The sequence below is a fragment of the Mesorhizobium sp. AD1-1 genome, assembly GCF_020164655.1.
GTDB lineage: Bacteria > Pseudomonadota > Alphaproteobacteria > Rhizobiales > Rhizobiaceae > Mesorhizobium > Mesorhizobium ciceri.
This window is the reverse complement of record NZ_JAIUGP010000004.1, coordinates 75,607-101,005: the sequence shown is the minus strand read 5'-3', so window position 1 is coordinate 101,005 and position 25,399 is coordinate 75,607. Positions and strand designations below refer to the sequence as shown.

The window sequence follows — 25,399 nt, the reverse complement described above, 5'->3', positions numbered from 1 at the left end:
CGGACGGGCCTACTCCCATCAATAACCCTGCGGCTTTGGCCACGGCATGGTGAACTGGTCGCCGCGCCGCACGAATTTGTAACGGTAGAAGTGGAACCACAGCGAGATCAGGAAGTAGAAGGCGACCATGGCGATCAGCTGCGAGCCGAAGCCGAGGAAGATGGCGAAGAAGGTCACCACGCACAGGCAGAACAGCACCATGGCCGGGATCGGATGGAAGGGGTGGGTGTAGCCTCGGCGGATCGAGCCCAACGGCCACTTCTTGCGGAACATGATGATGTTGATGCTCATGAACGTGTATTGCAGCACCCCCGACAGGATCGAAAAGGTGATCGCCTGGTTGAGGTCGGCGATGAAGGCGAAGGCCAGCGCGATCGGCAGCAGGAACAGGATCGAGCGATAGGGCGTGCGATATTTCGGATGCACGGCCGAGAACCATGTCGGCAGATAGCGGTCACGGCCGAGCGAGAACCAGGCGCGCGCCGCATCGTTGATGCAGCCATTGGCCGACGCCAGCGCCGCCAGCAGCGTGGCGACGAACAACAGGTTCTCGAGCAGCGGGCTGCCGGTCAGCTTGCCGGCGTCCCACAGTGGATAGTAGGTGATGCCGAGATATTCCCAGGGCATCAGCGAGGCGCAGACATACCAGGTCATGGCCGCCGCGATCAAAAGCGTGATCATGCCGGCCATGGTGCCGTAAGGCAGCGAGCGGGCCGGGGAGCGCACTTCCTCGGCGGCCTGTGTGGTGCCTTCGATGCCGAGATAGTACCAGATGCCGAACTGGAAGGCGGCGATGACGCCGATCCAGCCATAGGGAAGCGCATTGCCTGGGGTGACCAGTTCGTTCAGCTTCAGCACCGCGCCTTGCGTCCACGGGCTGACCGAGAAGAACAGGATGACGATCGAGATATAGGCGATCGCGGTGATGACGAAGTTGACGTTGAGCGTCATCAGCACGCCGCGATAGTTCAGCCACGCCAGCACGACGATGGTCGCGGCGATGAAGGAATTATGGGTGAGCCCTTCGACGCCGGCCTTGGCGACGATGGTGTCGCCGAGCAGGATGGCGTCGGACACTTCGAGCATCGTGTAGGCAAAGACCAGGAACAGCGCGATGTTGAACGCCATCAGCGGTCCGACGATGTGCTTTGCCTGCGCATACTGGCCGCCAGCGGCGGCCACGGTCGATGTCACCTCGGAATCGATCATCGCGACCGAGGTGTAGAGCAATCCGACGACCCAGCAGACGATGAGCGCGGCCAGCGCGCCACCCTTGTCCGCCGAGAAATTCCAGCCGGTGAATTCGCCGACCAGGACGATGCCGACGCCGAGCGCCCAGACATGGGCCGGTCCGAGCACGCGCAGGAGTGAAACTCTGTCCCCTTGGACAGCCGGGGCAGCCGGTTCAAGTGCGATCGTCATTGTTCAATCCTCACTCAGATCCGGTGTTTTTCGGAAGTGGCTTCCAGTTCGCCTTCGCGCGACGAGGTCAGCACCTCTTCGGAGAAGGTCGTGTCGACCTTGAACCAGTCGTAAAGCATCCACAAAGCGAGCACGATCGAGATGCCCCAGCATGCGTAAGAGAGTGCCACCCACATGATCGTGTCCCCGAATTAAATCGTCCTCAGAACTCTTACTTGTCGTCGAATTTTTCGTTGATGACGTCGCGATATTCGCGGTCGGATGCGCGAAACAGGAAGACGAAATAGCCTATCAGCACCGCAGCCATTATGATCAGCGTCGGCCAGTCGATGACATAATGGAAGCGGTTCTGGATGATGTCGTGCGCGGTCTCGGGCGTGTAGCCGAGCTTTTCCCAGATCGAGGCCATGGTCGGGTTCTGGCCGAGCGCTTCCCACGTCTTGGCGTCGAGCGCGTCGATGGATTTCGCCGCACCGGCGAGGCCCAGTTTCAGCGGCAGCCACAGCGCCACGAAAATGGCGACGACGACGACGGCGATGTCGAAAACCTGCCCGGCCTTGCTCTGCTCCGGCGGCGTGTAGCGGGACATTTCTTCTACCCCTCAGGACTTGCGGTTGCGGAATGCGTCGGCGTTCTTGATGTCGAGCCCGTAGATGAATTCCTTGTCTTCCTTGTAGTGCTTGACCATCGCCAGGATGGCGGCCGTGTTGAAGATCAGCACGGCGGCGGCGGCGATCGCGACCACGGCCTTGATGCCGCTGTGCGGGATGTAGGGCCATGTCATGAGGAGAACGAAGAGGATCGTCGCCCACAGGCAGACGATCAGGAGCGCAGATCCGCGCACGTCGGAACGGTACAGCGCTTCGATGCGCTGTTGCATGTCTGACATCGGTTTTCCCCTTTTTCCAACGCCAGGCCCCGAATTGGCCGGCCGCTGCCTCTTTCAAGAGAGTGAAATTTTTTTCATAAATTCAGTCCGAATCCCGCAATTGTCAAGCGCGATTTACGTGAGGTTAACCGTTTGCTTTGCGCGGCGGATTTTGCCTGACAATGAAATTAATTGCTTATGGGTATTGCGGCGTCCTGGCGTTTGCGATCAATATTCGGTCAAAGCTCCCGCCACTGCGCAGGGGGCAGGGAACAGCAGAGCTTTATCGAAACGGAGGACGAGCGGATGACGGCATCCTGGAGATTTTCGACCCTGGCGGATCGCCACCGAGCGCTCGGTTCGAAGCTCGAAGACTGGAGCGGCATGGGAACCGCCTGGACCTACGACAAGGATGCCGACGAGGAGTACATCGCCATCCGCACCAAGGCTGGCCTGATGGATGTCTCCGGCCTCAAGAAGGTGCACATCACCGGGCCGCATGCTTCACACCTGATCGACCTGGCGACGACGCGCGACGTCGAAAAGATCTACCCCGGTAAGTCGGCCTATGCCTGCATGCTGAACGAGGCGGGAAAATTCACCGACGATTGCATCCTCTACCGCACCGGCCCCAATGCCTGGATGGTCGTGCATGGTTCGGGCACCGGTCATGAGGAGTTGCAGCGGGCGGCTATGGGCCGCGACGTGTCGCTGCGCTTCGACGACAATCTGCACGATCTTTCGCTGCAGGGGCCAACCGCCGTCGACTATCTGGCCAAGCACGTGCCGGGCATTCGCGACCTCAACTATTTCCATCATATGCAGACGCAACTGTTCGGTTTGCCCGTCATGATCTCGCGCACCGGCTACACCGGCGAGCGCGGCTACGAGATCTTCTGCCGCGGCCAGGATGCCGGCACGATCTGGGACAGGATTCTCGACGAGGGCAAGAGCGCCGGCATCATTCCGTGCCGCTTCACCACCCTCGACATGCTGCGGGTGGAAAGCTACTTGCTGTTCTACCCCTACGACAATTCGCAGAAATACCCGTTCGAGAACGAAGGACCCGGCGACACGCTGTGGGAACTCGGCCTCGACTTCACCGTCAGCCCCGGAAAGACCGGCTTTCGCGGCGCCGAGGAGCATTATCGCCTCAAGGGTAAGGAGCGCTTCAAGATCTACGGCGTTCTGCTCGACGGCAAGGAGCCGGCCGATGAGGGTGCGCCGGTCTATCGTGACGGCAAGAAGGTGGGCGTGGTGACCTGCGCCATGTATTCGCCGCTGGTCGAGAAATCGATGGGCATCGCCCGCCTCGACGTCGACTGCGCGGTCAAGGACACCAAGCTCGAAATCCGCAACAGGAGCGGCGCCATCAAGGCCATCGCCCAGCCATTGCCATTCGACGATCCCAAGAAGACCAAGCGCACGGCGAAAGGTTGAGGCATAGTCGACGGCGAGGGGTTCGAGCAATTCCAGGAAAAGTGTGAAACGGTTTTCCGTCCGGAATTGCGTCAAAGCAAAGAGATAGAGCGGTCCGCCGTTTCTATGAAACGGTGAAGCGCTCGAAGGCACGAAGACTTAAATGGCAGCCAAAAGCATCATCAGCCGGCCTGTTTACGGAACCTTGTCTCCGCAGCCCGGCAAGCATCATCTTTTTATCGCGGATGCGGAAGGGGCGCTGGCGATAGCGGAGATGGCCGGGAGGGCGCCGCCCGGGTTTTTCGACGACGCCGAAATCGTCTTCATTCCCGGGCCTGACGGCAAACACACCGCAGCCCTCGAAGCGCTGAGACCGGTGCAGTTTCATCTGTCGCCATCCTTCGCCAGCCTGCTGCCACGGCTTAGGCAGACACTGGCAAATGCGCATATGGGCCTGCGCCTCTATCTCGCCGGCACTGAGGGCCTGATCGGCCAGGCGATGCAGGTGGCGCTTGAAGCCGGCATCGACCACACTTCGATCCAGACCGAGCACCGCGGTTCGCTGGCGCGGCGCATGCAATGCGTCCACTGCAAGGGCATCACCGAGAATGTGACGACGCAGCCGGCGACCTGCGCGCATTGCGGCCTGCTGCTTCTGGTGCGCGATCATTATTCCAGGCGCATCGCGGCGTTCCAGGGCGTCTGCATCAACGCCGAGGATCGCAGCGAGATTCCTCCGATGGAGGAGGTTTTCCGATGAGCGCCGGAACAACAAAACTCGATGTCGTGGTCAGCGACGTCGTCCCGGTCAACGACCTCGTCACCCGCTTCCATTTCCGCCGGCGCGACGGCGAGTTGCTGCCGACCTTTTCCGGCGGCGCCCATGTCGTGGTCGAGATGCGCGACGGCGAACGCACCAGGCTCAACCCCTATTCGCTGATGGGCTCGCCGCTCGACACGCGCGAATACACGATCTCGGTGCGCCGCGACGATGTCGGCCGCGGCGGCTCGCTGTTCATGCACCGGAACGTCAAGCCCGGCATGGAGATGGTGGTCAGCTATCCCGTCAATCTGTTCTCGCTCGACCTGCGCGCCAAAAAGCATCTGATGCTGGCCGGCGGCATCGGCATCACGCCGTTCATGGCGCAGACCGCTCAGCTTGCGGCGGAAGGCGGCAATTTCGAACTGCACTACACCTGCCGCACCGCATCGCTCGGCACCTACGCCGATGTGCTGCGCGAGCGCTACGACCGACGGGTCAGGCTCTATCATGACGACCTTGACGAGCGCATCGAACTCGACCGGCTGCTGTCGACGCAGCCGCTCGGCACGCATCTCTATGTCTGCGGCCCGGCCGGCATGATCAACTGGGTGCGTGATCGCGCGGCAAGCCTCGGTTGGCCATCGGAAACTGTGCATTTCGAGCATTTCGCGGCCCCCCAGCCTGGCCTGCCTTTCGACGTGACGCTTGCCGTCAGCGGCAAGACGATCCGCGTCGATGAGCAGCAGAGCCTGCTGGAAGCGATCGAAGCGGCCGGCGTCGATCCGCCCTATCTCTGCCGCGGCGGCGTCTGCGGCCAGTGCGAAACCAACGTCATCTCTTGCGACGGCAAGTTCATCCACAACGACCACTGGCTGAGCGAGGAAGAGCACCGTTCGGGCAAGAAGATCATGCCGTGCGTGTCGCGCTTCGAGGGCCGGTCGCTGGTCCTGGAGCGCTAGGAGGAAATCATGGGCATCACCTTTCGCAAGGAAACGTTCCGCGACGACTTCACCTTCAGGAACAGCCCTGAGCACATCAGGCGCTTCCCGTTCCCTTTCCACGAAGACGCCTACATGTATGCGGTCAACATCGAGCCGCATGTCGTCGGGCCGAAAGGCAGCGTGCTGGAAAACCTGATCGACGTCGACGAGCACTATGTCGCCGAGATGCAGGACCGCGCGCTGGTGCTGGCCGAGGACCCGCTGCGCTGCCAGTCGCTGCCGCACATGACGCTGGCCGGTTGGGACTTGCTGGAACTGCTGATGGAGCAGCAGGCGCTGGGCTATCCCGAGCATTTCACGCTGACCCGCGACGGCGACCGCTGGCGCTGGATCAACCGGCCGCTCGGCATCGACGACACCTTCACCTTCGGCGACGCCTCGACGCTGCCTTACGGCCCGATGGAGTACATCACCCGCCAGAGCCAGGGCGACTTCTGCATCCTCGACCAGCGCGACGGCAATCTGTGGATGGATGCCGGCATGGTCACCACCCAAGCCGACTGGTCGCTCGATTTCGACATCGGCATGAACTTTTTCGAATGGCACGCGCCGGTGCCGCTGGCGCATGAGAAGGGGATTTTTGTCAGGGCGCTGAAATTCCTCACCAACATCCAGCAAGGCAAGCCGGCCAGGCGCCTGAACTGGACGATGACCATCAATCCGCGCCTCGACACCAGCCCCGAAAACTATCACAAATGGGGTCCGGACCGGGCGACGGTGACGCCGGAAAATGTCGGCGACAAAGTGCATCTGCGCGTCGAGCTGCAGAGTTTTTGGCGCCTGCCGCGCTCGAACGGCATCGTCTTCCCGATCCGCTGCTATCTGATCAAGATGGACGAGCTGGTGACGCAACCAAAATGGGCCCGGCGCCTGCACCGCGTCATCCGCGACCTGCCCGACGAACTCGCCAACTACAAGGGCCTGACCCGATATAGGTCAACGTTGGTCGAGTGGCTGTCGAAGCTCGACGACGGCAGCCCGACGAGCCCTGGGTTCGGACCGGATTGAGCGACGCCCGCGAAGCTGCCGATCTCCCCCTCGTGGAGAGATCGAGTCCCGCTCAACCCGCGCTCTGCGGATAGCAGATAATCGACAAATACCGCATCGGCAGTTTCGTCAGCTGTTCCGGCCCGTGCGGCGCGTCGGCGTCGAAGAACAGGCTGTCGCCGGGCTTCATCGGGTAGAGATTGCTGCCGTGCCGGTAAACGACCTCGCCCTCGAGCATATAGAGGAACTCCATGCCCTCGTGCTGGAAGGTCGGAAACACGTCGGAATCCTCGGTCAGCGTGATCAAATAGGGCTCGACGACGACGCCGCTGGTATTGGAGCCGATATGGCCGAGCAGATTGTACTGGTGACCGGCGCGCGTGCCGCGGCGCTCGACATCGAGGCCTTGGCCGGCCTTGACGAAAACGGCGCTGCGCTCTTCCTCGAAGCGGCGGAAGAAGGCCGTCACCGGGACGCCGAGCGCCCGCGACAGCGCCTGCAAGGTGGTCAGTGACGGCGAGGTGATGCCATTCTCGATCTTCGACAGCATGCCCAGCGAAATGTCGGTGGCGACCGCCAGATCGGCGACGGTGATGCCGAGCTTCTTGCGGAAGGCGCGCACCTCGCGGCCGATCGCCACCTCCAGCACCTTTTCGCGCGTGTCGCGAATGGCATGCGGGTTCTGCGTCAGCGGCGCGCGGATGGTTTTCCCGTCGGCCGAGACCTTTGGCTGCGGCTTGGCCTTTGCACCGGCTGGACCAGCCTTGGAATCGGAAACCTTCTTCGCCATGTCGCCCCCGGCACTCCTGCGGATTTATTTCACTCTAGGTGAACATGTCAGGTGCCGATACAGCAGCGCAACTGCGACGGCAAGTCGCCTGAAAGCGCATGCGCACGATCCGGCGTTTGGCCGCGTCCGGTTTTTTGCGGGAAATCCACATCGGCGGAACGTTGTTTCCGCACCGGGCTGTTGACAGCACGAAAGGGCCAATTACTGTCCCTGTGAGTGAAATTTGTTTCGTAAGAGCAATTCCGGGAAAGCGCATAGCGCTTTCCCCTTGGGAGTTGCGTCAAGGCAAAAGTCGAAACCAGATCGGGAGGCCTGCCATGAAAAGTCGCGTTGCCGTCATCGGAGCCGGCCCATCCGGCCTGGCACAGCTCAGGGCCTTCAAATCGGCGGCCGACAAGGGCGCCGACATTCCCGAGATCGTCTGCTTCGAAAAGCAGTCGGACTGGGGCGGCCTGTGGAACTACACCTGGCGCACCGGTCTCGACGAGCATGGCGATCCGGTGCACGGTTCCATGTATCGCTATCTCTGGTCGAACGGACCAAAGGAATGCCTGGAATTCGCCGACTATACTTTCGAGGAGCACTTCGGCCGGCCGATCGGCTCCTATCCGCCGCGCGCCGTGCTGTGGGACTACATCAAGGGCCGCGTCGAGAAATCAGGCCTGCGCAAATGGGTGCGCTTCAACAGCCCGGTGCGCATGGTGACGTTTTCGGACGAGACGAAGAAATTCACCGTCACCGCGCATGACCGCACCAACGACGTCACTTATTCCGAAGAGTTCGACAATGTCGTCGTCGCCTCCGGGCATTTCTCGGTACCCAACGTGCCCTATTTCGAGGGTTTCTCCACCTTCAATGGCCGCATCCTGCACAGCCATGATTTCCGCGACGCGATGGAGTTCAAGGGCAAGGATATCCTGATCATCGGCCGCTCCTATTCGGCCGAGGACATCGGCTCGCAATGCTACAAATACGGCGCCAAATCCATCACCTCCAGCTACCGCTCGAAGCCGATGGGTTTCAAATGGCCGGAGAATTGGAAAGAGGTGCCGCTGCTGCAGAAGGTCGTCGGCAAAACCGCGCATTTCAAGGATGGCACGACCAAGGATGTCGACGCCATCATCCTGTGCACCGGCTACCTGCATTCCTTCCCCTTCCTGACCGACGATCTGAAGCTCAAGACAGCCAACCGCATGTGGCCGCTCGATCTCTATGAAGGCGTCGTCTGGGAGAAGAACCCACAGCTTTCCTATATCGGCATGCAGGATCAGTTCTACACCTTCAATATGTTCGACGCGCAGGCCTGGTTTGCCCGCGACGTCATCATGGGCCGCATCAAGCTGCCCTCGGCCGAGGCGATGGCCGCTCACGGCGCGAAGTGGCGCGCGCGTGAGGAAACGCTGGAAGACGCCGAGCAGATGATCTGGTTCCAGGGCGACTACACCAAGGAATTGATGGACCAGACCGATTATCCCGGTTTCGACGTCGAGGCGGTCAACCAGACCTTCATGGAATGGGAACACCACAAGGGCGAAGACATTATGAGCTTCCGCGACCACGCCTACCGCTCGCTGATGACCGGCACCATGGCGCCGCTGCATCATACGCCGTGGCTGCAGGCGCTCGATGATTCGATGGAGAGCTATCTCGAGGTGAAGGGCGTTGCGGCGGAATAACGAGTGGGCTTGCCGTCAGGCCGGCGCCTCGACCCAGCCGTGGCGACTCTCGCCATAAACAGACTGCGTCGGCGCCGGAAATGCCGGGTCTCCGAAGCAGCCGACTGCGACGGCTACCGCCGCCGGTTTTCGTGACGGATACCAGAAGACCGTTGAGCCGCACGTTCCGCAGAAATGGAAGGTGACGGGAAAGCCGCTGTCGGAATCGCGTTGGAATGTCTGGAATGAGCCGCTGATCTCTGTCTCGGCGGCATCGAAGAAAGCGGCGATCCCGAACGGACTGCCGGTCCGCCGCTGACAGTCCAGGCAATGGCAAAGCGAGACCTTGGCCGGCTCTTGCGGGCAGCGGATCTGCAATTGGCCGCAGGTGCAGTGAGCGATCCGGCCGGTCATCATTCTCTCCTGTGTCGGGGCGGCTAATCCTAACCCAGCCTTGCGCGCGCCTTCGCCGTCCAGGCGTTGAACAGCCGGTCGGCGACGATGCCGATGAAGGCGATGGCGAGACCGGCGACGATGCCGCGGCCGGAATCGGCCTTGGACAGCGCGATGAACACTTCCTGGCCTAGATCGCGGGTGCCGACCATGGCGCAGATGATGATCATTGCCAGCGCCATCAGGATCGTCTGGTTGACGCCCAGCATGATTTCCGGCAGCGCCAGCGGCAGTTGCACGCGAAAGAAGGTCTGGCGCGGCGTGCAGCCCGACACCTTGGCCGCCTCGATCAGCGCCGGCGGCACCTGCCTGATGCCGTGATTGGTGTAGCGGATCGCCGGCACCACGGCGAAGGCGATCGTCGCGATCATGGCGGTGACGTCGCCGACCCGAAACAGCATCACCACCGGGATGATGAAGCAGAAGGATGGCAGCACCTGCAGCGTATCGATGACCGGCGTGACGATTTTCTCGAACCGGTCGCTGCGTGAAGCCATCAGCCCGATCGGGATGCCGATCAGGCAGGCGATGAAGGCCGAAATACCGCAGAGATAGACCGTCGCCATGGTCTTTTCCCACAGGCCGGTGATGGCGCAGAAGGCGGTCAGCGCGGCGACGAGGACGGCGAGACGCAGGCCGGAGAGTTGATAGCCGGCAAGGCCGAGCAGGAAGACGGCGCCGAGCCACGGAAAGCCCTCGCAAAAGGCGCGCAGCGGGTTTAGGAGATTGAGTATGAGCGCCACGCGAAACGCTTCGATCGTGTCGAAGAAATTGATGGTCACCCAGTTCACCGCCGCCTTCCACAGCGGCGCCGTGGTGAAAGTGATCGCTTTCGGCACCACTGCCAAGGCCGGCACGAACAGGCCGGACAGTGTTGTCACGACAAGGATGGCGATGGCCAGCGTCAGGTTGGGGTAGCGCCGCCAGAGGCTCGGGCTTACCTCCTGATGGACATGGCCCTTTGCTTGGCTGTGCGCGATGGCCTGGCTCAGCCGGTCGAGTGCGATGGCGAGTGCCACAATGGCAAGGCCGGCTTCCATCGCCTCGCCGACCTTCAGCGCGCGTAGCGCCAGGAGCACGTCGTAGCCGAGGCCGCCGGCACCGATCATCGAAGCGATGATCACCATGTTCAGCGCCAGCATGATGACCTGGTTGACGCCGACCATCAATGTCGGCCGCGCCGACGGCAGCAGCACCCGCCACAGTTTCTGCTGCGCCGTGCAGCCGGCCATTTCGCTGAAATCGTCGATCTCCGACGGCACCCGCGATAGGCCGAGCATCGTTGCTCGCACCATCGGCGGGGTGGCGAAGATGGCGGTCGCAATCATCGCCGAGACCGGGCTGTTGCCGAACAGCAGCAGCATTGGGATGAGATAGGCGAAGGTCGGGATCGTCTGCATCAGGTCAAGGGCAGGGGAGACGATGAGCCTTTCGGCCCACGGCTTGCGCCACGCCCAGATGCCGGCGAACAGCCCGGTGACGATGCAGAACGGCACGGCGATGGAGATCAGCCCAAGCGTCAGCATGGCGCTGGTCCATTGGCCGAACAGCGCGATATAGAGAAAGCAGCCGCCGACCAGCAGGCCGAGTTTTCTGCCGCCGGCAGCATGCCCGGCGATGAAGGCGGCAGCACAGACGCCGACCCAGGACAGCCGCGGCAGGACATAGGCGTCCGCGCCGTGACCGATCTTGAAATTCTTGGCCAGCAGATTGAGCGCGAAATCGAGCGGAACGCCGAGCACAGCGGTGATCGAGCGGGTGAGCCACGACAGGTTCGACTTGATCCAGCGCATCAGCGCGCTGATCCAATCGGCGACCGGCACGACGGCGCTGGCCGGATAATTGACCGCCCAGGGCAGGTGGTCTTGCAACAGGAACACGACAAGCGCGGCCGCGAGTGCCACCGCCCAGACGAGCAGCCAGACCTGAACCGGGCGCGACCGTGTTTCGCCGGCGCTTGCCGTCACCGTCATGTGCCGGCTCCGGAACGCTCAATGCCGGCCAGCAGATCGATCACCGCTTGCGGCGTCACCTCGCCGATCGGCTTGCCGCTGCCGTTGACGACCGCGAACGGCTTGTTGGCGGCAACGATGCTGGCGGAAAAGCTGGATATCTTGGCCTCCGGCGCCACCGTTCCGCCGTGCTCCGAGCCGTCGCAGGCGCGCATGAGGCTGCGTGCCGAGATCACCTTGGCGCGGTCGACGTCGCGGGTGAACTCGGCGACGTAGTCGGTCGCCGGATTGACCACCAGTTCCTCCGGCGTGCCGATCTGGATGACCTCGCCATCCTTCATGATGGCGATGCGGTCGGCCAGCCGGATGGCCTCGTCGAAATCATGGGTGATGAAGACGATGGTCTTGTGCAGCATCATCTGCAACCGCATCAGCTCGTCCTGCATCTCGCGGCGGATCAGCGGATCGAGCGCCGAGAACGGCTCGTCGAGGAACCAGATTTCCGGTTTTGTCGCCAGGCTGCGGGCGATGCCGACACGCTGCTGCTGGCCGCCGGACAGTTCGCGCGGATAGAAATGCTCGCGACCCCTTAAGCCGACAAGCTCGATGACCTCGCGCGCCCTTGCTTCGCGTGTCGCCCGGTCCTGCCCCTGGATGCTGAGTGGGAAGGCGATGTTCTCCAGCACGTTGAGATGCGGCAACAGCGCAAAATTTTGGAACACCATGCCCATGCGGTGTCGTCGCAATTCGATGAGTGCTGCATCGGAGATTTTCAGCAGGTCATTGCCCTCGAATTCGACCTTGCCGTGGGTCGGCTCGACCAGCCTCGACATGCAGCGCACCAGCGTCGACTTGCCGGAGCCCGACAGGCCCATGATGATGAAAATCTCGCCCTGGCGGATTTCAAGGTCGACGGCGCGCACCGCGCCGACCAGCCCGGCAGCCGTGACGTCGGCAATGCTGGCCTTGCCGTCACGTTCACGGATGAAATTGGCCGCGTTCGATCCGAACAATTTCCAGACATTGCGGCAGGCAAGCTTTACCGGACGAGCGTCTTTTGGCGCGCCCGCGGTGTTTGGCTCCTGTTCAGTCCTGTCCGTCATTCGAACGTCCCTCTGGAATATCAACAAGTGAGGCCCGGCTGGTCAGCAGCCGGGTCTCATTTTTCCAGTCGGAACGATCACTGCGCCCAGGCTTTCCAGTCGGCCTCGTGGGCGGAGATCCAGGCAGCTGCGACGTCCTCCGGTGTCTTGCCGCCGAGATCGATCTCGCCGCTCATCTTGTTGAGCTCATCGGTGTCGATCGTGTAGGCCTTGGCCACCTTGTAGGCGACCGGCCATTTGTCCTTCATGCCGGACCAGGAGTATTTCCAGATCTCGCCATGCGGCTTGCCGCAGTCATATTTGGCGTCGGGGTTCACGCCCCATTTCGGGTCGTTGTAGCACTCTGGCGTGTATTCCGGGAATTCAACCCACTCGCCCTTGTACTTGGCCGGCGCCCAATGCGGCGAATAGATCCACAGCATGATCGGCGCCTTGCGCTGATAGGCGGAATCGAGCTCGGCGAACATCGCCGCGTCGGTGCCGGCATGGATGACGGTGAAGGGCAGTTTCAGCGCCTCGACGCGCTCGTCGTCAAAGCCTTCCCATGTCACCGGGCCGCCGAGATAGCGTCCCTTCGGTGCGGTCTCCGCCGTCGAGAAGGCTTCGGCGCATTTCGGGTCCTTCAGCGCTTCCCAATTGGGCAGGCCCGGGCATTTCTCCTTCATGTATTCCGGAAACCACCACTCTTCCTTGGCCTTGGGTCCGAGCTTGCCCAGCCGTTCGGTCTGGCCGGTCGCATCGGAGGCCTTCATGGCTTCGCCGGCGGTCGTGTCCCAGAACTCCAGGCCGACATCGAGATCGCCATTGGTGAGGCCCGTGGTCAGGCTGGAGAGGTAGTCGGCCGTGGGATACTCGACGGTATAGCCGAGCTTTTCCAGGATACCGCCAAGGATCTTGGCGTTCAGATTGACGCTGGTCCAGTCGAACAGCGCGATCTTGATCGGATCGTTGGATTCTGGTGCGGCGGCTTGGGCGGAAGGTGTCAGTGCACTCGCCGCGGCGAGTGCGAAGGTTCCCATTGTTAAGGTCGAAATCACACTGCGAAGTGACATGCTTGTTCTCCTTCAAGCTGTGAAAATTATCGTTCGTTCCCTTCTTGCGGCTTTTCTTGATTGTGTTGGAAAGGCTGGTCTTTGCGCAAGGCCGTCGGCGCCAGATTGTTGCCCCGGCTTTGGCCGGCGCAGGCAAGATGGTGCTCAATTCTAGTGATGATGGAACAGGACTGCAGTGTCGGCGTCATGGTTGCCGACGGATCGCTGCGGGGGCGGTCATCTGCGGATCGATTGCCAGTCTTGCGGCGCCTTGCAGGGTGCGAGCCATCAAGGTCTCATGTTCTCGGCTGTCGACCCGGCAAGCGCCATCTCGCCAAGCCAGTTTCATGGGATGAAATTATATATATCAAGGTTCATGTCGCGCAACGACTAACACCGCGCGAGGCGTATAAATTCAGACTGCCTGCGAAGTTGAACCTCTACCAGCAGACGTAGCCGCCATCGACAATCAGGTCGAGGCCGGTGACGAAGCTCGCTGCGCGGCTGGCCAGGAACACCGTAGGTCCGACCATTTCCTCCGGCGCCGCCATGCGCCCCATCGGCGTGTCGCGCTTGAAGATCTTCACCTCTTCGGCCACCTCAGGCCGCTTGTTCATCGGCGTCAATGTGTAGCCCGGGCTGACGACATTGACGCGCAGGCCGCGATCGGCCCACTCCATAGCGAGACTCCTGGACATGTGGATGACGGCGGCCTTCGAAGAGTTGTAGTGCGCCTGCGTCAGGCCCCGGTTGACGATGGTGCCCGACATCGAGGCGATGTTGATGATCGAGCCCTTGCCTCGCACCAGCATCTTGCGCGCTTCGGCCTGACAGGACAGGAACACGCCGGCGACATTGACCTCGTGCACCTTCTGCCACGTCTCCAGCGGCATCGTCTCGGCGGGTTCGGAGCCGGCAATGCCGGCATTGTTGACCGCAACGGTCAGCGCACCGAGTTCGCTCTCGACTCGATCGATCGCCGCCGCCAGATCGCTCTGCGATGTCACTGTGCCGTTCAGCACCAGCGCCTTGCGGCCGAGTGCCGTGATCCGGTGCGCCGTTTCATCCAGCCCACCTTTCGACGCATGACCAAAACAGGCGATGTCGGCGCCTGCCTCGGCCAGCCCGATCGCGATGGCCTGGCCGATGCCGCTGCCGGCGCCGGTGACCAGCGCGACATCGCCATCCAGCTTGAAAAGATCCATCGAGTGTCCTCCCTGTCCCAGGGAGGGTATGCGCTGAGCCGTGCTTCGATCAAGCGCCCGCGCGCAAGCGGCGTCGATGCCTAGAAATAACCGCTCGACGCGGCCGTGGCTTCCTTCGGGATTTCGACGCCATCGACCAGGATCTTGTCGACCAGTTCGTGGTGGAAACAGACCAGCCCCTTGATGCGCTCCGCCTCATGCACCGGCTCCGGATAATACCAGACGAGGTTCTCGTGGCGCTTGGCCTTGGTCGTCACGTGATAGTAGTTGGAGATGCCCTTGTAAGGACAGCGCGAGATGTAGCGGCTGGGCGCGAACATATCGAGCCGCGTGTCGGCGATCGGCAGATAGTGGCGCACCGGATGGCCGGTCTCGAACAGGAACACGCCGCGGCGTGAATCGGCGACCTGCTCACCATCGAGGATGACCTGCACGCGCCGCGACGACGGCAGGCAGTCGACGCGGCGGAAGGGATCGCGGGCGTGGACAAAGATCTCCTCGTCCTCCTCGAACCAGTGCCCCATCTTGCTCCAGGTGAACGACATGTAGTCCGATATCGGCGGACAGCCCTTAACCGGATCGAGATAGCGCCAGGCCGCGTCCTCGACCAGCGTGATGCCGGTGTTGAGCGAATAGTGGGTGGCTGTGCCCTTGAATGGGTCCTCTGTCGTGGTCTTGCTCGGCAGCAGGAACTCCTCGCGAACGTCGCCGATCGGAAAATAGTAGACCGGCAGATGATCGGATTCGTAGAACACCAAGGCGTTGGTCGTATCGGCCACGGTCATTGACCCCACCTGCACGCGCAGGCGCTTCTGCGTCGGCATGGTGAAGGCTATGTAGCCCGGCTCGAAGTCGTACTGCACGATGGTGTCGAGCAAGGGAAAATGCGGCCCGCGGCCGCGCAGATGAGGCTTGCGAATGGTAGTCTCCCGTTTTGTTTCTTTTGTCATCGGGCGTTGGGGCACGATCAGCTCAGGGACACGCGATCGAGCAGCAGGCCGGCGGCGATCGGCGGCAAGCCGCTGACATTCTTGCGCACCGGCACCAGCAGATCGGGGAAATAGCTGAAGATGACAGGCGTCTCGTCGAGCAGCAGTTTCTGGATGTCGGAGGCGGCAGCGCGCTGCGCGCCGACATCGAGCGCCTTGAGATAGCTGGTGACCATGCCGTCATAGGCCGGGCTCTTGAAATGCGCCGCATTCCACGGACCGTCGCTGACCAGCGGGCTCTTCAGGAAGACGTTCGGCACGCTGCGATGGGCGTAGTCGGTGATGCCAAGTGGGCTGTCCAGCCAGTCCGACTGGCCGAACACCGCCTTGCCGTAATATTTGTCCTGGTCCTCGATGTTGAGCGAGATGCGGGCACCGATTTCCTTGGCGAAATTCTGGAACAATTGCGCGTAGCCGGGAATGTCGGAATAGCGCAGCGTCGTTAGCGTGATGTCGAAACCACTGGCAAGGCCCGCCGCCTCCAGCAACTGCTTGGCCTTGGCGATATCCTGGACGCGCTGCGGCACCGTCTTGTCGGTTGCGGGGAAAGCGGGTGCGAAGGGGCTGTCATTGCCGGTCGCCGCCATGCCGCGGCACAGCCCGTCGACCAGCTTGGAGCGGTCGATGCACAGCGCCAGCGCCTGGCGCACGCGCTTGTCGGTGAAGGGGCCGGTGTCGCAGCGCATGTGAAGCTGCCGGTGCGCGGTCGAAGCGACACGCAGCACCGTGATATCAGGACTGTTCAGCACCACCTGGCTTACATCGAGCGGAACGGCGTCGAGAATGTCGACCTCGCCGGCCTGCAGCGCCAGGATGCGCGGTTGCACGTCGCCGTAGAATTTGAATTCGAGCCGGTCAGGCAGCGCCTTCTCGCCCCAATAGTCGGTATTGCGGATGAAGGTCGCGCCGACCTTTGGCGTGTAGGTCTCCAGCCGGAATGGCCCGGTTCCTTCGAACGTCTTTTCGTAGTCGCCCTTGTAGCTCGCCGGCAGGATGACGGCGTTGTAATTGTCGATCGACACCGAATAGGGAAAGCTGCCATTCGGCGCATCGAGATGGAAGGCGACGGTGTGGTCGTCGACCTTCCGGGTGCCGCCTTTCGACAGCAGCCCCTTGAACACGGAAAGTGCATTAGAAGCGCCGTTGGGGTCGGCCAGCCGGTCGAAGGTCGCGACGACGTCGTCGGCCTTGAAATCCTCGCCATTGTGGAATTTCACGCCCTTGCGCAGCTTGAACGTCCAGACGCTGCCGTCCTCGTTCGGCGCCCAGCTCTCCGCCAGCACCGGCTTCAAGGTGAGGTCCGGCTGCGTGATGCAGAGAAATTCGGCGGTCTGGAAAACCAGCTGATAGCTGCCGCTGTCATAATAGGTGACGGGATCGATGGCGCCGCCCGGCGTCGCCACGCCGGCGCGCACCGTGCCGCCCGGCTTGCCCTCCGCGCGTGCTTGCTGCGTGCCGAGGCCGGCGGCCGCGACAAGGCTGCCCAGGAACGGCAGTGAGAGACCAAGCACGCTGCCATGGCGCAGGAAGTCGCGGCGGTCCATCCTGCCGGCCAACAATTCGTCGACAGCGGAATTTTCGATTGCAGTGAGCGTTCTGCGAGCGTTGTCGATCATCCGGAAATGCTTGGGCATGGCTGGATTCCTCGCTTGTCTTGGGGTTCGGCCATCTAGTTCATTGTTGACTGCCGCCGGAAAGCGATATTTTTTGATAGGGGTCATCGAAATTTTCGATGTAGAGGTGGGCATGGACACTGAAAATCTGCGCAGCTTTCTCGAAGTCGCCACCCATGGCAGCTTCACCGTCGCAGCCAGCCGGCTCAACCTCGCGCAGTCCACCGTCAGCGCACGGATCAGGGGGCTGGAGGAGCAGTTGGGCCGCCGGCTTTTCGTGCGCGACCGCGATGGCGTCACGCTGACGCCGGCCGGCCGGCAGTTCCTGCCACATGCCTCTTCCATCACCCGCACCTGGGAGCAATCGCGGCAGGACATCGCCGTTCCCGATGGCTACGAGACCTTGCTGCGGCTGACCGCGCCTGCCTATCTGTGGGACCGCATCACCTCGCCATGGGTCGAGTGGATGCGCACCAGGCGGCCGAACGTGGCGCTGCGGCTGGAGGGCAGCTTTCCGGACTCGGCGATCGACCAACTGGCGGAAGGCCTGCTCGATATCTGCATCCTCTATCTGCCGCGGCCGCATCCCGGCATCGTCTACGAAACGCTGGCCGTCGATCAGGTCGTGCTGGTGCAGCACGCCGCGCAGAACAGGCCGTGGACCGAAAACTACATCCTGATGGACTGGGGGCTTGAGTTCCGCATCGAGCACGACCGCGCCTTTGCCGGCATGGTCAAGCCCGCTATATCGGCCGGACTGGTCTTCATCGGGCTGCAGCATGTGCTGTCTCAGCAAGCCGCCGCCTATCTGCCGCTCAGCGCCGTCAGCGGCCATATCGAGCGCGGCGAAATGCGGCGCATCGACGACGCGCCGGTGTTCCAGCGGCCGATCTACCTCGCCTATCCCTCCAATCCTGTTTCTTCGGATGTCCTGGATGTCGCGCTCACAGGCCTGCGCACGCTGGCCAGGGACTGGGCCGAAGGGCAGGGCTTTTCGGAAGGTGACCGTGCTCTCAGCATGGCCGGCCAGATCTGACCGGCCAAGCCACGCGGGTGATGGTGACGCTCGCTATGCCGGCTCGGTCACGGCCGCTCTCTGCAGCCTGGCCAGTTCGGCATATGGAATGTGGCAGCGGATCGAATGGCCGGGCTGGGCCTCGCTCAGCGGCGGCTCCTGCTGTTCGCAGATCGGACCGATCTTGCGCGGGCAGCGCGTGTGGAACACGCAGCCCGACGGCGGATTGGTGGCGCTCGGGATTTCGCCGCCGAGACGAATGCGCGCCGTCTCGGTCTGGTCGAGTTTGGGCACGGCCGACAGCAGCGCTTCGGTGTAGGGATGATGCGGCCCGGAAAAGACCTCTTCCGACGGTCCGAGCTCCATGATGCGGCCGAGATAGAGCACGGCGATCTTGTCGGAGAGGTAACGCACCACGGCCAGATCATGCGAGATGAAGATGTAGCTGACGTCTTCCTTCGACTGCAGGTCGGCGAGCAGATTGAGGATGGCCGCCTGCACCGAGACGTCGAGCGCCGAGGTCGGCTCGTCGCAGACGACGATCCGCGGGTCTCCGGCGAAGGCGCGGGCAATGGCGACGCGCTGCTTCAGGCCGCCGGAGAGCTGGCGTGGCTTGACGGCAAGATGGCGGTCGGTGAGCCGCACCGAGCGGACGAGGTCGTTGAGACGAGCCTCCAGCGCCTTGCCGGAGAGGCCCGCCAGCCGCTTCAGCGCGCGTCCGATCAGATGCCGGATCGAATGCGATCGGTTGAGTGCGGAGTCCGGGTTCTGGAAGACGATCTGCATCGCCTTGATCTGGTCGTCGCTGCGGTTCTCCAGCCTGGGCGCCAGCGCCTTGCCTTCCAGCTCGATCGTGCCGCCTGCGTCCGGCGGCACAAGGCCGAGCAGCAGCCTGGCGAAGGTCGTTTTGCCGCTGCCGGATTCGCCGACCAGCCCGAGCGTTTCGCCAGGCCGCAGGTCGAGCGACACGTCCTTCACGGCGCGCAGTGCATGGCCATGGCTGGCATAGGTCTTGTTCAGCCCGGTGACGCGCAGCACCGGCGCTGCCGCCGCCCTTGGTACAGGCGCCACATCGCTCGGCGTCGCGCGCGGCAGCGCCTGCGCCTTGTCGTGATGAAAGCAGCGCGACAGCCGGCCGCCCAGATCGTAGAGTGGTGGCAATTCGCTGCGGCAGCGGTCGTCGGCGAGCGCGCAGCGATCGGCGAAGGCGCAGCCCTTGATGTCTACCCCGATGCCGGGCAGGAAGCCGGGAATGGTGTCGAGGCGGCCCTGGTCCTTGCGCTGGCCCCCGCGCGGCAGGCAGCGCAGCAAGGCTACGGTGTAGGGATGGCGCGGGTCGTTGAAGACGACCTCCGTCGGTCCTTCCTCGACCAGCATGCCGGCATAGAGCACGCCGACGCGGTCGCACATGTTGGAGACGACGGCGAGGTTGTGGCTGATAAACAGGATCGAGGCCGACAGTTCTTGCCGCAGCTGTGCGATCAGGTCGAGCACTTCGGCCTCTACCGTCGCATCGAGGCCGGTGGTCGGCTCGTCGAGGATCAGCATCGAGGGATCGTTGGCCAGCGCCATGGCAATCGCCACGCGTTGCTGCATGCCGCCGGAAAGCTGGTGCGGGTAGCGCTGCATGACGCTGACGGGGTCGGAGATGCGCACGCGATTGAGCATCGCAATCGCCCGGTCGGTGGCCGCTTGTCCCGAAATACCGCCGAGTTCAAAAATCTCGGTCAACTGACGGCCGACGCGGATCGACGGGTTCAGCGCCTTGCCCGGGTCCTGATAGACCATGGAGACGCTTTCCGCGCGCGCCCGCCTGAGCGCCTCGGCGTCGAGTTTCATCACGTTCTGGCCGCCGAGCGAGATCGTGCCGCCGGTGATAGAACCGTTTCTCGGCAGATAGCGCACCACCGTAAGCGCCACGGTGGATTTGCCGCAGCCGGATTCGCCGACCAGCCCATAGGCTTCACCCTGGCCGATGGTGAGGCTGAGGTTACGCAGCACGGCGCGGTTGCGGCCGGCGACGCGGTAGGCAACCGAAAGATCGGTGACTTCGAGTGCGTTTTCGGCCTTGGCGGAGTTAGTCATTGAGCGCTCCGTGAACGCCGTCGGCCGCCAGATTGACGCCGATGACCAGCGAGGCGATGGCGAGCGCATCGAACAGCACCGTCCACCAGAAGCCGCCGCCGATCATGCCGTAATTGTTGGAGATCGACAGCCCCCAGTCGGGCGAGGGCGGCTGGATGCCGAAACCCATGAACGAGAGCGTGGCGACGGCGAAGATGGCATAGCCGAGCCGCACGGTGGTTTCGACCAGGATCGGCGGAATGACATTGGGCAGGATCTCGACGAACATCGTATGCAGGGCACTTTCATGCCTTAGCTGCGCGGCAGCGACATAGTCGAGTTCACGCTCGGCCAGCACCGCCGAGCGCACGGTGCGCGCGATGATCGGCGCGAAGCTTAAGCCGATGACAACGATGACCGTCGTCTTCGAGGTGCCGAGCGCAACGATCGCCAGCAACGCAACGATGACCACCGGGATCGCCATGAAGGCTTCCAGGATTCGGCTGACGACATCGTCGACGAGGCCGCGAAAATAGCCGGTGACGAGGCCGAGCGCCGTGCCGGCCACTGTCGCCAGCAAGGTCGCCAGCGGGGCGACGGTCAGGATGTCGCGCGAGCCGACGATGACGCGCGAGAAGACGTCGCGGCCGATCTGGTCGGTGCCGAACCAGTGTTCGGAAGAAGGCGGCGCCAGCGCGTTGATGATGTCGTCGGCGAGCGGGTCGTAGGGTGCGAAGTGCTCGCCGAACAGCGCGCAGGCAACCCAGAACAGCACGATGGCGAAACCGACAAGGAATGTTCGCGAGCGCAGCAGCGAGAAAAAGACCTCGGCCAGCGGGCCGCGCGGGCGCGTGTCGTCGGGTGTCGAGGAGGTGGTCTGGATGGTGCTCATTGGTCTGACCCCAGCCGGATGCGCGGATTGAGCACGGAATAGAGGAGGTCGGCGACAAGAGTGGCCACGGCATAGACGATGCCGATGGTGAGGATGCCCGATTCCAGCATCGGGAAATCCTTGCCGCGCGCGGCAGTGAAGATCAGCGAGCCGATGCCCTGGTAGCGAAACAGCGTTTCGATGACGACAAGGCCGCCGATGAGGTAGCCGGTCTGCGTTGCGATAACGGTGATGGTCGGCAGCAGCGCATTGCGCAGCACATGGCGCCAGATCACCGTGCGCCAGGGCAGGCCCTTCAGCACGGCCGTTCGCGTGTAGTCGGAATCGAGCGCTTCGATCATGCCGGAGCGCGCCATGCGGGCGATGTAGCCGAACAGCACCAGGAACAGCGGCAGCGACGGCAGGATCAGGTAGTAGAGCTGCGTGAAGAAGCCGGCGTCGCGCGGCCATGCGGCCGATATCGGCAGCCAGCGCAGCCAGACACCAAAGATCAGGATCAGGATGATGCCGGTGACGAATTCCGGCAGCACCGTCACCGACAGACCGCCGAGGCTGATGATGCGGTCGAGCGGGCGGTTGAGGTTGAGCGCGGCGACGACGCCGCCGAGGATGCCGATCGGTACCACCAGCACGAAGGCGACCGCCGCCAGCTTCATCGAATTGCCGAGCGCATCGATGACGAAAGGCGCGACCGGCGAGCGGAAGATGTAGGACGTGCCCATGTCGCCCTGGACGAAATTGGAGATCCAGCCCCAGTACTGTGCCAGCAGCGGGCGATCGACACCGAGCGTGTGATTGAGCGCGTCGACCGCGCGCTGGTCGGCGAACGGACCCAATATGGCGCGCCCGACATTGCCGGGCAGCACCTGGCCGCCCAGGAACACCATGATGCTGAGCAGGAACAGCGTCACCAGCGACAGCGAGACACGCCGGGCAAGGAAGGAGAGAATGGCTAAGACTCCTTGTGGAGCCAGCCCCATGCGGGAGCTGGCTGTTAGAGGATTGGCTTTCCCTTTGAGCATGATCCCGAAAAGTGGGGACCGGTTTTCGGAAAAGGTCATGCTCCAACAAAGAGTTAGTTCAGGCTTTCGATGCCTTGTCGAGGAACAGCTGCGACATGGCGGTCGGCTGTACGCCGGCCACGCCCTTCGCCGTCGCCGTCAGATAGTCGTAGAAATAGCCGAAAATAACAGGCGTTTCCTCGAGCAACAGCTTCTGGATCTTGCCGGCGTCGGCCTTCTGCGCCTCGAGGTCGAGTGCTGCGATGTAGCTGGTCGCCAGCGCGTCATAGTCCTTGTTCTTGAAATGCGCCGCATTCCAGGTGCCTTCGCTCTTCAGCGGTGCCGCAAGATAGACGTTCGGCACGCCGCGGTGGCCGTAGTCGGTGATGCCCATCACCGAATCCAGCCAGTTCGACTTGCCGAACACCGCGTCTCCGTAATAGCCGCTCTGGTCGAGGATGTTGAGGTCGAGCTCGACGCCGATCTCCTTGACCCAGTTCTGGATGAGCTGGGCGTATTCGGGGATTTCCAGGTAGCGTTCGGTGGTCAGGGTTATCTTGAAGCCCTGGCCAAGGCCGGCTGCTTCCATGAGCTGCTTGGCCTGGGCGATATCCTGCTTGCGTTGCGGCACGCTCGTATCGGTCGAAGGATAGACGGCGGCGAACGGGCTGTCATTGCCCAGGGCGGAACGTCCCTTCATCAGGCCGGCGGCCAGCTTGTCGCGATCGAGGCAGAGCGCAATGGCTCGGCGCACGCGCGCATCCTTCAACGGACCCTCGTCGCAGCGCATGTGCAGCTGCTGATGGGCCGACGACTTCAGGCTGATGATGTCGATGTTCGGATCGTTGAGCAGAGCGACGCCGGCCAGCACCGGCATCTGGTTGATGATGTCGACCTGTCCGCCCTGCAGCGCCAGGATCTGCGGCTGCATGTCGGTGAAGAAGGTGAATTCGGTGCGCTCGGGCAAGGCCTTCGGCCCCCAATAGTCCTCGTTGCGGACGAAGGACGCGCCGACCTTTGCCGTGTATTTCTCAATTCTGAACGGCCCGGTGCCGTCGAAGCTCTTTTCGTAGTCGCCCTTGTAGCTCGCCGGGATGATGACGGCGTTGTAGTTGTCGGACGACAGCATGTAGGGGAAGTTGCCGTTCGGCGCATTGAGGTGGAATTCCACCGTGTAGTCGTCGACCTTCTTTGAAGCGCCTTTCTGCAGGATGCCGGTGAACACCGACAGCGCATTGGACGAGTTGGCCGGGTCGGCAAGGCGGTCGATGCTGGCCACGACGTCGTCGGCCTTCATCTCGCCGCCGCTGTGGAATTTTACGCCCTTGCGCAGCTTGAAGGTCCACACCGTGCCGTTGTCGTTCGGCTTCCAGCTTTCGGCCAAGGCCGGCTGCAGCACCAGATCGGGGCCGTCGACGCAAAGGAATTCGGCAACCTGCTGCATGATCAGCAGGCCGCCGGCGTCCGCAATGCTGACCGGGTCGATCGTCGCCGCCGGCACACTGCTGGCGACGCGGATGGTGGCGCCCGGCGCGCCCTGGGCGCGCGCCAGCGACGGCATGCCGCCAAGGCCGGCGGCCATGCCTATGCGGCCCAGCAGCGGCAGCGACAGGCCGAGCAGGCTGCCGTGACGGACGAAGTCGCGGCGGCTGACACGGCCGTCGACGAGGCCATCGATCAGGTGATTTTCAAGCGGCGTGCGATTGCGCCGGATCAGATCGAGAATGCTGTGGTTCTTGCTCATGGGTTTTTACCCTTTCCCCTATTTCTTATGGTTGACGAAATTTCGTGGATTGCTCCATTTTCCCGGCACCGGAGGCCTGTCTATCGGAACTTTAGCATGCGGTTTTGTCCGGTCCATCCAGTCGTGGCATGGACGCTCCGGATTGTTGGCTGCACTGCTTCCACCGTCTTTGTCCAACCTTCCCGACCGAAGTCGCGGCGGTTGGCTTCTCGTGTCTGGCCGTCGGTCTTGGCCGCTAGCCGTCATCTAGTTCAGCGGCAAACGGCGATAGGTTCCGGGCTTTGCCGGGTCATGATACTTGTTGCACGGTCCTTTCTCGGTAAAGTCTCTGTGACAGGCAGCGAGGTTTTCGCGCGACAAGGTGACGCCGAGACCGGGACCTTCCGGAACGCGCACGACATTGTTCTTCGGCGAAAACGGTCCTTCCTCGGTGACATCCATCGGCAGCATGCGAAACAGCGACTGGTTCGGCTCCCTGATCCAGCCGAGTGCCGCGCACAGATGCAGATAGGCGGCGCTGCCGATGCCGCTGTCGCCGCTGTAGCACCAGAAATCGATCCCGGCATGCTCGCAGGCGCCGACGAAGCGCAACAGCCGGCCGATGCCGCCATGCGTCGTCGGGTTGCCGACGAAGGCGTCCGGCACTTTGGTTTCCATGGCGCGCGCAATGTCAATGTTGTGGGTCGAGAACGGGATCGAGCAATGGCGCCGCAACTCGCGCATCTCCTCGATGGTCGCCACCGGATCCTCCCAGTTGCGCACGCCCAACTCTTCCAGCGGGCGCGCCAGCCGCCGCGCGGTGCTGAGCGAATAGGCCTGGTTGGAATCGATACGGATCATCGCATCGTCGCCGAGTTTTCTGCGGATCAGCTCGACCATCCTGAGCGAGATTTTCGGATCTTCGGTCGAGAACTTGCCTTCGAAGAAAGTCGTTCCATGCGTCTCGTGCAATTCGACGCAATAGTCGGCGACTTCCTCGGGCGCCGTCTCGCCCTTCACCTTTGGCCCATCACCGCGCAGCGAAAAATAGTCGGTGAACGGGATATCCTTGCGTACGGCGCCGCCGAGCAACTGGTAGAGCGGCTGGTTCCACGCCTTGCCGCGCAGGTCCCACAAAGCCATCTCGATGGCGCCGAAAGCCATGATGCGTGTGCGGTCGTTGATCGACTGCACGCCGGTCCAAAAGGGCAGGCAGACATGCTCGGCGCCGGCGATGTCGAAGGCATCGCGCCCGACCAGCCGCGGCGCCAGGACATCGTTGATGATCGCGGCCGCCGCTGGCGTCGGCGCTTCGCCGAGGCCGACCAGGCCATCCTCGGTCTCGACTTCGACGACGGTCGGGGAAAATCCGTCGAGTTCGCCGAACACCCAGGCATAGGGCGCTTCGAGGCGCAGATTGATCGGCGTGGCTTTGATGCTGCGGATTTTCATC

The 25,399-nt window shown here is 62.7% G+C and carries 23 protein-coding genes; 6 read left to right on the top strand and 17 right to left on the bottom strand.

Translation table 11 applies throughout. From position 1 onward, the window contains the following. Nucleotides 1–18: 18 nt before the first annotated feature. Genes LB519_RS10190 through LB519_RS10175 form a run of 4 tightly spaced genes read right to left on the bottom strand, consistent with a single transcriptional unit; the run spans nt 19 to nt 2,311 of the window. A complete protein-coding gene (locus tag LB519_RS10190) occupies nt 19–1,422 on the bottom strand; it encodes an APC family permease (RefSeq protein ID WP_224619755.1) in 1,404 nt (467 codons plus the stop codon). Nucleotides 1,423–1,436: 14 nt separating this feature from the next. Further along, nucleotides 1,437–1,598: a hypothetical protein gene (locus tag LB519_RS10185; RefSeq protein ID WP_013532900.1), complete on the bottom strand. Its 162-nt coding sequence runs from the start codon at nt 1,596–1,598 to the stop codon at nt 1,437–1,439. Nucleotides 1,599–1,633: 35 nt separating this feature from the next. Beyond that, nucleotides 1,634–2,011 (bottom strand): hypothetical protein, encoded by a 378-nt coding sequence (locus LB519_RS10180; protein WP_013532899.1) that lies wholly within the window; start codon nt 2,009–2,011, stop codon nt 1,634–1,636. Nucleotides 2,012–2,023: 12 nt separating this feature from the next. Further along, complete coding sequence (locus LB519_RS10175) at nt 2,024–2,311, bottom strand: hypothetical protein (protein WP_013532898.1); 288 nt, start codon at nt 2,309–2,311, stop codon at nt 2,024–2,026. Nucleotides 2,312–2,596: 285 nt separating this feature from the next. Between LB519_RS10175 and LB519_RS10170 the strand changes: the two genes are divergently transcribed. From LB519_RS10170 to LB519_RS10155, 4 genes are all read left to right on the top strand, one after another. Further along, the gene (locus LB519_RS10170; protein WP_224619753.1) at nt 2,597–3,730 is read left to right on the top strand and encodes an aminomethyltransferase family protein; all 1,134 of its coding nucleotides are present in this window, start codon (nt 2,597–2,599) and stop codon (nt 3,728–3,730) included. A 142-nt stretch (nt 3,731–3,872) separates the two neighbouring features. Beyond that, nucleotides 3,873–4,469 carry a dimethylamine monooxygenase subunit DmmA family protein gene (locus LB519_RS10165; RefSeq protein WP_024502596.1) on the top strand — a complete coding sequence of 199 codons (597 nt, stop codon included), beginning with the start codon at nt 3,873–3,875 and terminating at the stop codon, nt 4,467–4,469. Further along, complete coding sequence (locus LB519_RS10160) at nt 4,466–5,431, top strand: PDR/VanB family oxidoreductase (protein WP_063167620.1); 966 nt, start codon at nt 4,466–4,468, stop codon at nt 5,429–5,431. The genes LB519_RS10165 and LB519_RS10160 overlap by 4 nt, the downstream gene beginning before the upstream one ends. Before the next feature lie 9 nt (nt 5,432–5,440). Then, the gene (locus LB519_RS10155) at nt 5,441–6,481 is read left to right on the top strand and encodes a heme-dependent oxidative N-demethylase family protein (protein ID WP_224619751.1); all 1,041 of its coding nucleotides are present in this window, start codon (nt 5,441–5,443) and stop codon (nt 6,479–6,481) included. Between the two features lie 52 nt (nt 6,482–6,533). Here the strand turns inward: LB519_RS10155 and LB519_RS10150 are convergent, their stop codons facing one another. Further along, nucleotides 6,534–7,250, bottom strand: coding sequence for a helix-turn-helix domain-containing protein (locus LB519_RS10150; RefSeq protein WP_013532893.1), 717 nt, complete (start codon nt 7,248–7,250; stop codon nt 6,534–6,536). A 317-nt stretch (nt 7,251–7,567) separates the two neighbouring features. Here LB519_RS10150 and LB519_RS10145 point away from each other — a divergent pair, with 317 nt between their 5' ends. Then, the gene (locus LB519_RS10145) at nt 7,568–8,926 is read left to right on the top strand and encodes an NAD(P)-binding domain-containing protein (RefSeq protein WP_013532892.1); all 1,359 of its coding nucleotides are present in this window, start codon (nt 7,568–7,570) and stop codon (nt 8,924–8,926) included. A gap of 15 nt (nt 8,927–8,941) precedes the next feature. Here the strand turns inward: LB519_RS10145 and LB519_RS10140 are convergent, their stop codons facing one another. The 7 genes from LB519_RS10140 to LB519_RS10110 all read right to left on the bottom strand — a co-directional run bounded on the left by LB519_RS10140 (nt 8,942) and on the right by LB519_RS10110 (nt 17,272). Next, nucleotides 8,942–9,319: a GFA family protein gene (locus LB519_RS10140; protein WP_013532891.1), complete on the bottom strand. Its 378-nt coding sequence runs from the start codon at nt 9,317–9,319 to the stop codon at nt 8,942–8,944. A 29-nt stretch (nt 9,320–9,348) separates the two neighbouring features. Continuing rightward, entirely contained in the window at nt 9,349–11,331 is a 1,983-nt protein-coding gene (locus LB519_RS10135) for an ABC transporter permease (RefSeq protein ID WP_224619749.1), read from the bottom strand. Further along, nucleotides 11,328–12,413, bottom strand: coding sequence for a glycine betaine/L-proline ABC transporter ATP-binding protein (locus LB519_RS10130; RefSeq protein ID WP_224619747.1), 1,086 nt, complete (start codon nt 12,411–12,413; stop codon nt 11,328–11,330). Before LB519_RS10130 ends, LB519_RS10135 begins: the two co-directional genes overlap by 4 nt. A 77-nt stretch (nt 12,414–12,490) precedes the next feature. Then, nucleotides 12,491–13,465, bottom strand: a complete 975-nt coding sequence (locus tag LB519_RS10125; protein ID WP_024502602.1) for an ABC transporter substrate-binding protein — start codon at nt 13,463–13,465, stop codon at nt 12,491–12,493. A gap of 419 nt (nt 13,466–13,884) precedes the next feature. After that, on the bottom strand, nt 13,885–14,649 hold the full coding sequence (locus LB519_RS10120; RefSeq protein ID WP_013532887.1) for an SDR family oxidoreductase: 765 nt from the start codon (nt 14,647–14,649) through the stop codon (nt 13,885–13,887). Between the two features lie 80 nt (nt 14,650–14,729). Further along, the gene (locus LB519_RS10115; RefSeq protein ID WP_032898906.1) at nt 14,730–15,599 is read right to left on the bottom strand and encodes a DUF427 domain-containing protein; all 870 of its coding nucleotides are present in this window, start codon (nt 15,597–15,599) and stop codon (nt 14,730–14,732) included. Nucleotides 15,600–15,616: 17 nt separating this feature from the next. After that, the gene (locus LB519_RS10110) at nt 15,617–17,272 is read right to left on the bottom strand and encodes an ABC transporter substrate-binding protein (RefSeq protein ID WP_027163831.1); all 1,656 of its coding nucleotides are present in this window, start codon (nt 17,270–17,272) and stop codon (nt 15,617–15,619) included. A 112-nt stretch (nt 17,273–17,384) separates the two neighbouring features. On the opposite strand from LB519_RS10110, the gene LB519_RS10105 reads away from it, so the two are divergent. Further along, on the top strand, nt 17,385–18,287 hold the full coding sequence (locus LB519_RS10105) for a LysR family transcriptional regulator (RefSeq protein WP_224619745.1): 903 nt from the start codon (nt 17,385–17,387) through the stop codon (nt 18,285–18,287). 33 nt (nt 18,288–18,320) lie between these two features. Here the strand turns inward: LB519_RS10105 and LB519_RS10100 are convergent, their stop codons facing one another. The 5 genes from LB519_RS10100 to LB519_RS10080 all read right to left on the bottom strand — a co-directional run bounded on the left by LB519_RS10100 (nt 18,321) and on the right by LB519_RS10080 (nt 25,398). After that, nucleotides 18,321–20,351, bottom strand: coding sequence for an ABC transporter ATP-binding protein (locus tag LB519_RS10100; RefSeq protein WP_224619743.1), 2,031 nt, complete (start codon nt 20,349–20,351; stop codon nt 18,321–18,323). Next, on the bottom strand, nt 20,344–21,222 hold the full coding sequence (locus LB519_RS10095) for an ABC transporter permease (RefSeq protein ID WP_027163828.1): 879 nt from the start codon (nt 21,220–21,222) through the stop codon (nt 20,344–20,346). Before LB519_RS10095 ends, LB519_RS10100 begins: the two co-directional genes overlap by 8 nt. Then, on the bottom strand, nt 21,219–22,202 hold the full coding sequence (locus tag LB519_RS10090; protein WP_224619742.1) for an ABC transporter permease: 984 nt from the start codon (nt 22,200–22,202) through the stop codon (nt 21,219–21,221). Before LB519_RS10090 ends, LB519_RS10095 begins: the two co-directional genes overlap by 4 nt. 100 nt (nt 22,203–22,302) lie before the next feature. Next, nucleotides 22,303–23,967, bottom strand: coding sequence for an ABC transporter substrate-binding protein (locus LB519_RS10085; RefSeq protein WP_224619740.1), 1,665 nt, complete (start codon nt 23,965–23,967; stop codon nt 22,303–22,305). A gap of 246 nt (nt 23,968–24,213) precedes the next feature. Next, a complete protein-coding gene (locus LB519_RS10080) occupies nt 24,214–25,398 on the bottom strand; it encodes a mandelate racemase/muconate lactonizing enzyme family protein (protein ID WP_013532879.1) in 1,185 nt (394 codons plus the stop codon). Nucleotide 25,399 lies beyond the last annotated feature (1 nt).

Bases quoted from the DNA above. Each gene is read 5' to 3' on its own strand.
- LB519_RS10190 (WP_224619755.1), bottom strand. From the start codon at position 1,422: ATGACGATCGCACTTGAACCGGCTGCCCCGGCTGTCCAAGGGGACAGA.
- LB519_RS10185 (WP_013532900.1), bottom strand. From the start codon at position 1,598: ATGTGGGTGGCACTCTCTTACGCATGCTGGGGCATCTCGATCGTGCTC.
- LB519_RS10180 (WP_013532899.1), bottom strand. From the start codon at position 2,011: ATGTCCCGCTACACGCCGCCGGAGCAGAGCAAGGCCGGGCAGGTTTTC.
- LB519_RS10175 (WP_013532898.1), bottom strand. From the start codon at position 2,311: ATGTCAGACATGCAACAGCGCATCGAAGCGCTGTACCGTTCCGACGTG.
- LB519_RS10170 (WP_224619753.1), top strand. From the start codon at position 2,597: ATGACGGCATCCTGGAGATTTTCGACCCTGGCGGATCGCCACCGAGCG.
- LB519_RS10165 (WP_024502596.1), top strand. From the start codon at position 3,873: ATGGCAGCCAAAAGCATCATCAGCCGGCCTGTTTACGGAACCTTGTCT.
- LB519_RS10160 (WP_063167620.1), top strand. From the start codon at position 4,466: ATGAGCGCCGGAACAACAAAACTCGATGTCGTGGTCAGCGACGTCGTC.
- LB519_RS10155 (WP_224619751.1), top strand. From the start codon at position 5,441: ATGGGCATCACCTTTCGCAAGGAAACGTTCCGCGACGACTTCACCTTC.
- LB519_RS10150 (WP_013532893.1), bottom strand. From the start codon at position 7,250: ATGGCGAAGAAGGTTTCCGATTCCAAGGCTGGTCCAGCCGGTGCAAAG.
- LB519_RS10145 (WP_013532892.1), top strand. From the start codon at position 7,568: ATGAAAAGTCGCGTTGCCGTCATCGGAGCCGGCCCATCCGGCCTGGCA.
- LB519_RS10140 (WP_013532891.1), bottom strand. From the start codon at position 9,319: ATGACCGGCCGGATCGCTCACTGCACCTGCGGCCAATTGCAGATCCGC.
- LB519_RS10135 (WP_224619749.1), bottom strand. From the start codon at position 11,331: ATGACGGTGACGGCAAGCGCCGGCGAAACACGGTCGCGCCCGGTTCAG.
- LB519_RS10130 (WP_224619747.1), bottom strand. From the start codon at position 12,413: ATGACGGACAGGACTGAACAGGAGCCAAACACCGCGGGCGCGCCAAAA.
- LB519_RS10125 (WP_024502602.1), bottom strand. From the start codon at position 13,465: ATGTCACTTCGCAGTGTGATTTCGACCTTAACAATGGGAACCTTCGCA.
- LB519_RS10120 (WP_013532887.1), bottom strand. From the start codon at position 14,649: ATGGATCTTTTCAAGCTGGATGGCGATGTCGCGCTGGTCACCGGCGCC.
- LB519_RS10115 (WP_032898906.1), bottom strand. From the start codon at position 15,599: ATGACAAAAGAAACAAAACGGGAGACTACCATTCGCAAGCCTCATCTG.
- LB519_RS10110 (WP_027163831.1), bottom strand. From the start codon at position 17,272: ATGCCCAAGCATTTCCGGATGATCGACAACGCTCGCAGAACGCTCACT.
- LB519_RS10105 (WP_224619745.1), top strand. From the start codon at position 17,385: ATGGACACTGAAAATCTGCGCAGCTTTCTCGAAGTCGCCACCCATGGC.
- LB519_RS10100 (WP_224619743.1), bottom strand. From the start codon at position 20,351: ATGACTAACTCCGCCAAGGCCGAAAACGCACTCGAAGTCACCGATCTT.
- LB519_RS10095 (WP_027163828.1), bottom strand. From the start codon at position 21,222: ATGAGCACCATCCAGACCACCTCCTCGACACCCGACGACACGCGCCCG.
- LB519_RS10090 (WP_224619742.1), bottom strand. From the start codon at position 22,202: ATGGGGCTGGCTCCACAAGGAGTCTTAGCCATTCTCTCCTTCCTTGCC.
- LB519_RS10085 (WP_224619740.1), bottom strand. From the start codon at position 23,967: ATGAGCAAGAACCACAGCATTCTCGATCTGATCCGGCGCAATCGCACG.
- LB519_RS10080 (WP_013532879.1), bottom strand. From the start codon at position 25,398: ATGAAAATCCGCAGCATCAAAGCCACGCCGATCAATCTGCGCCTCGAA.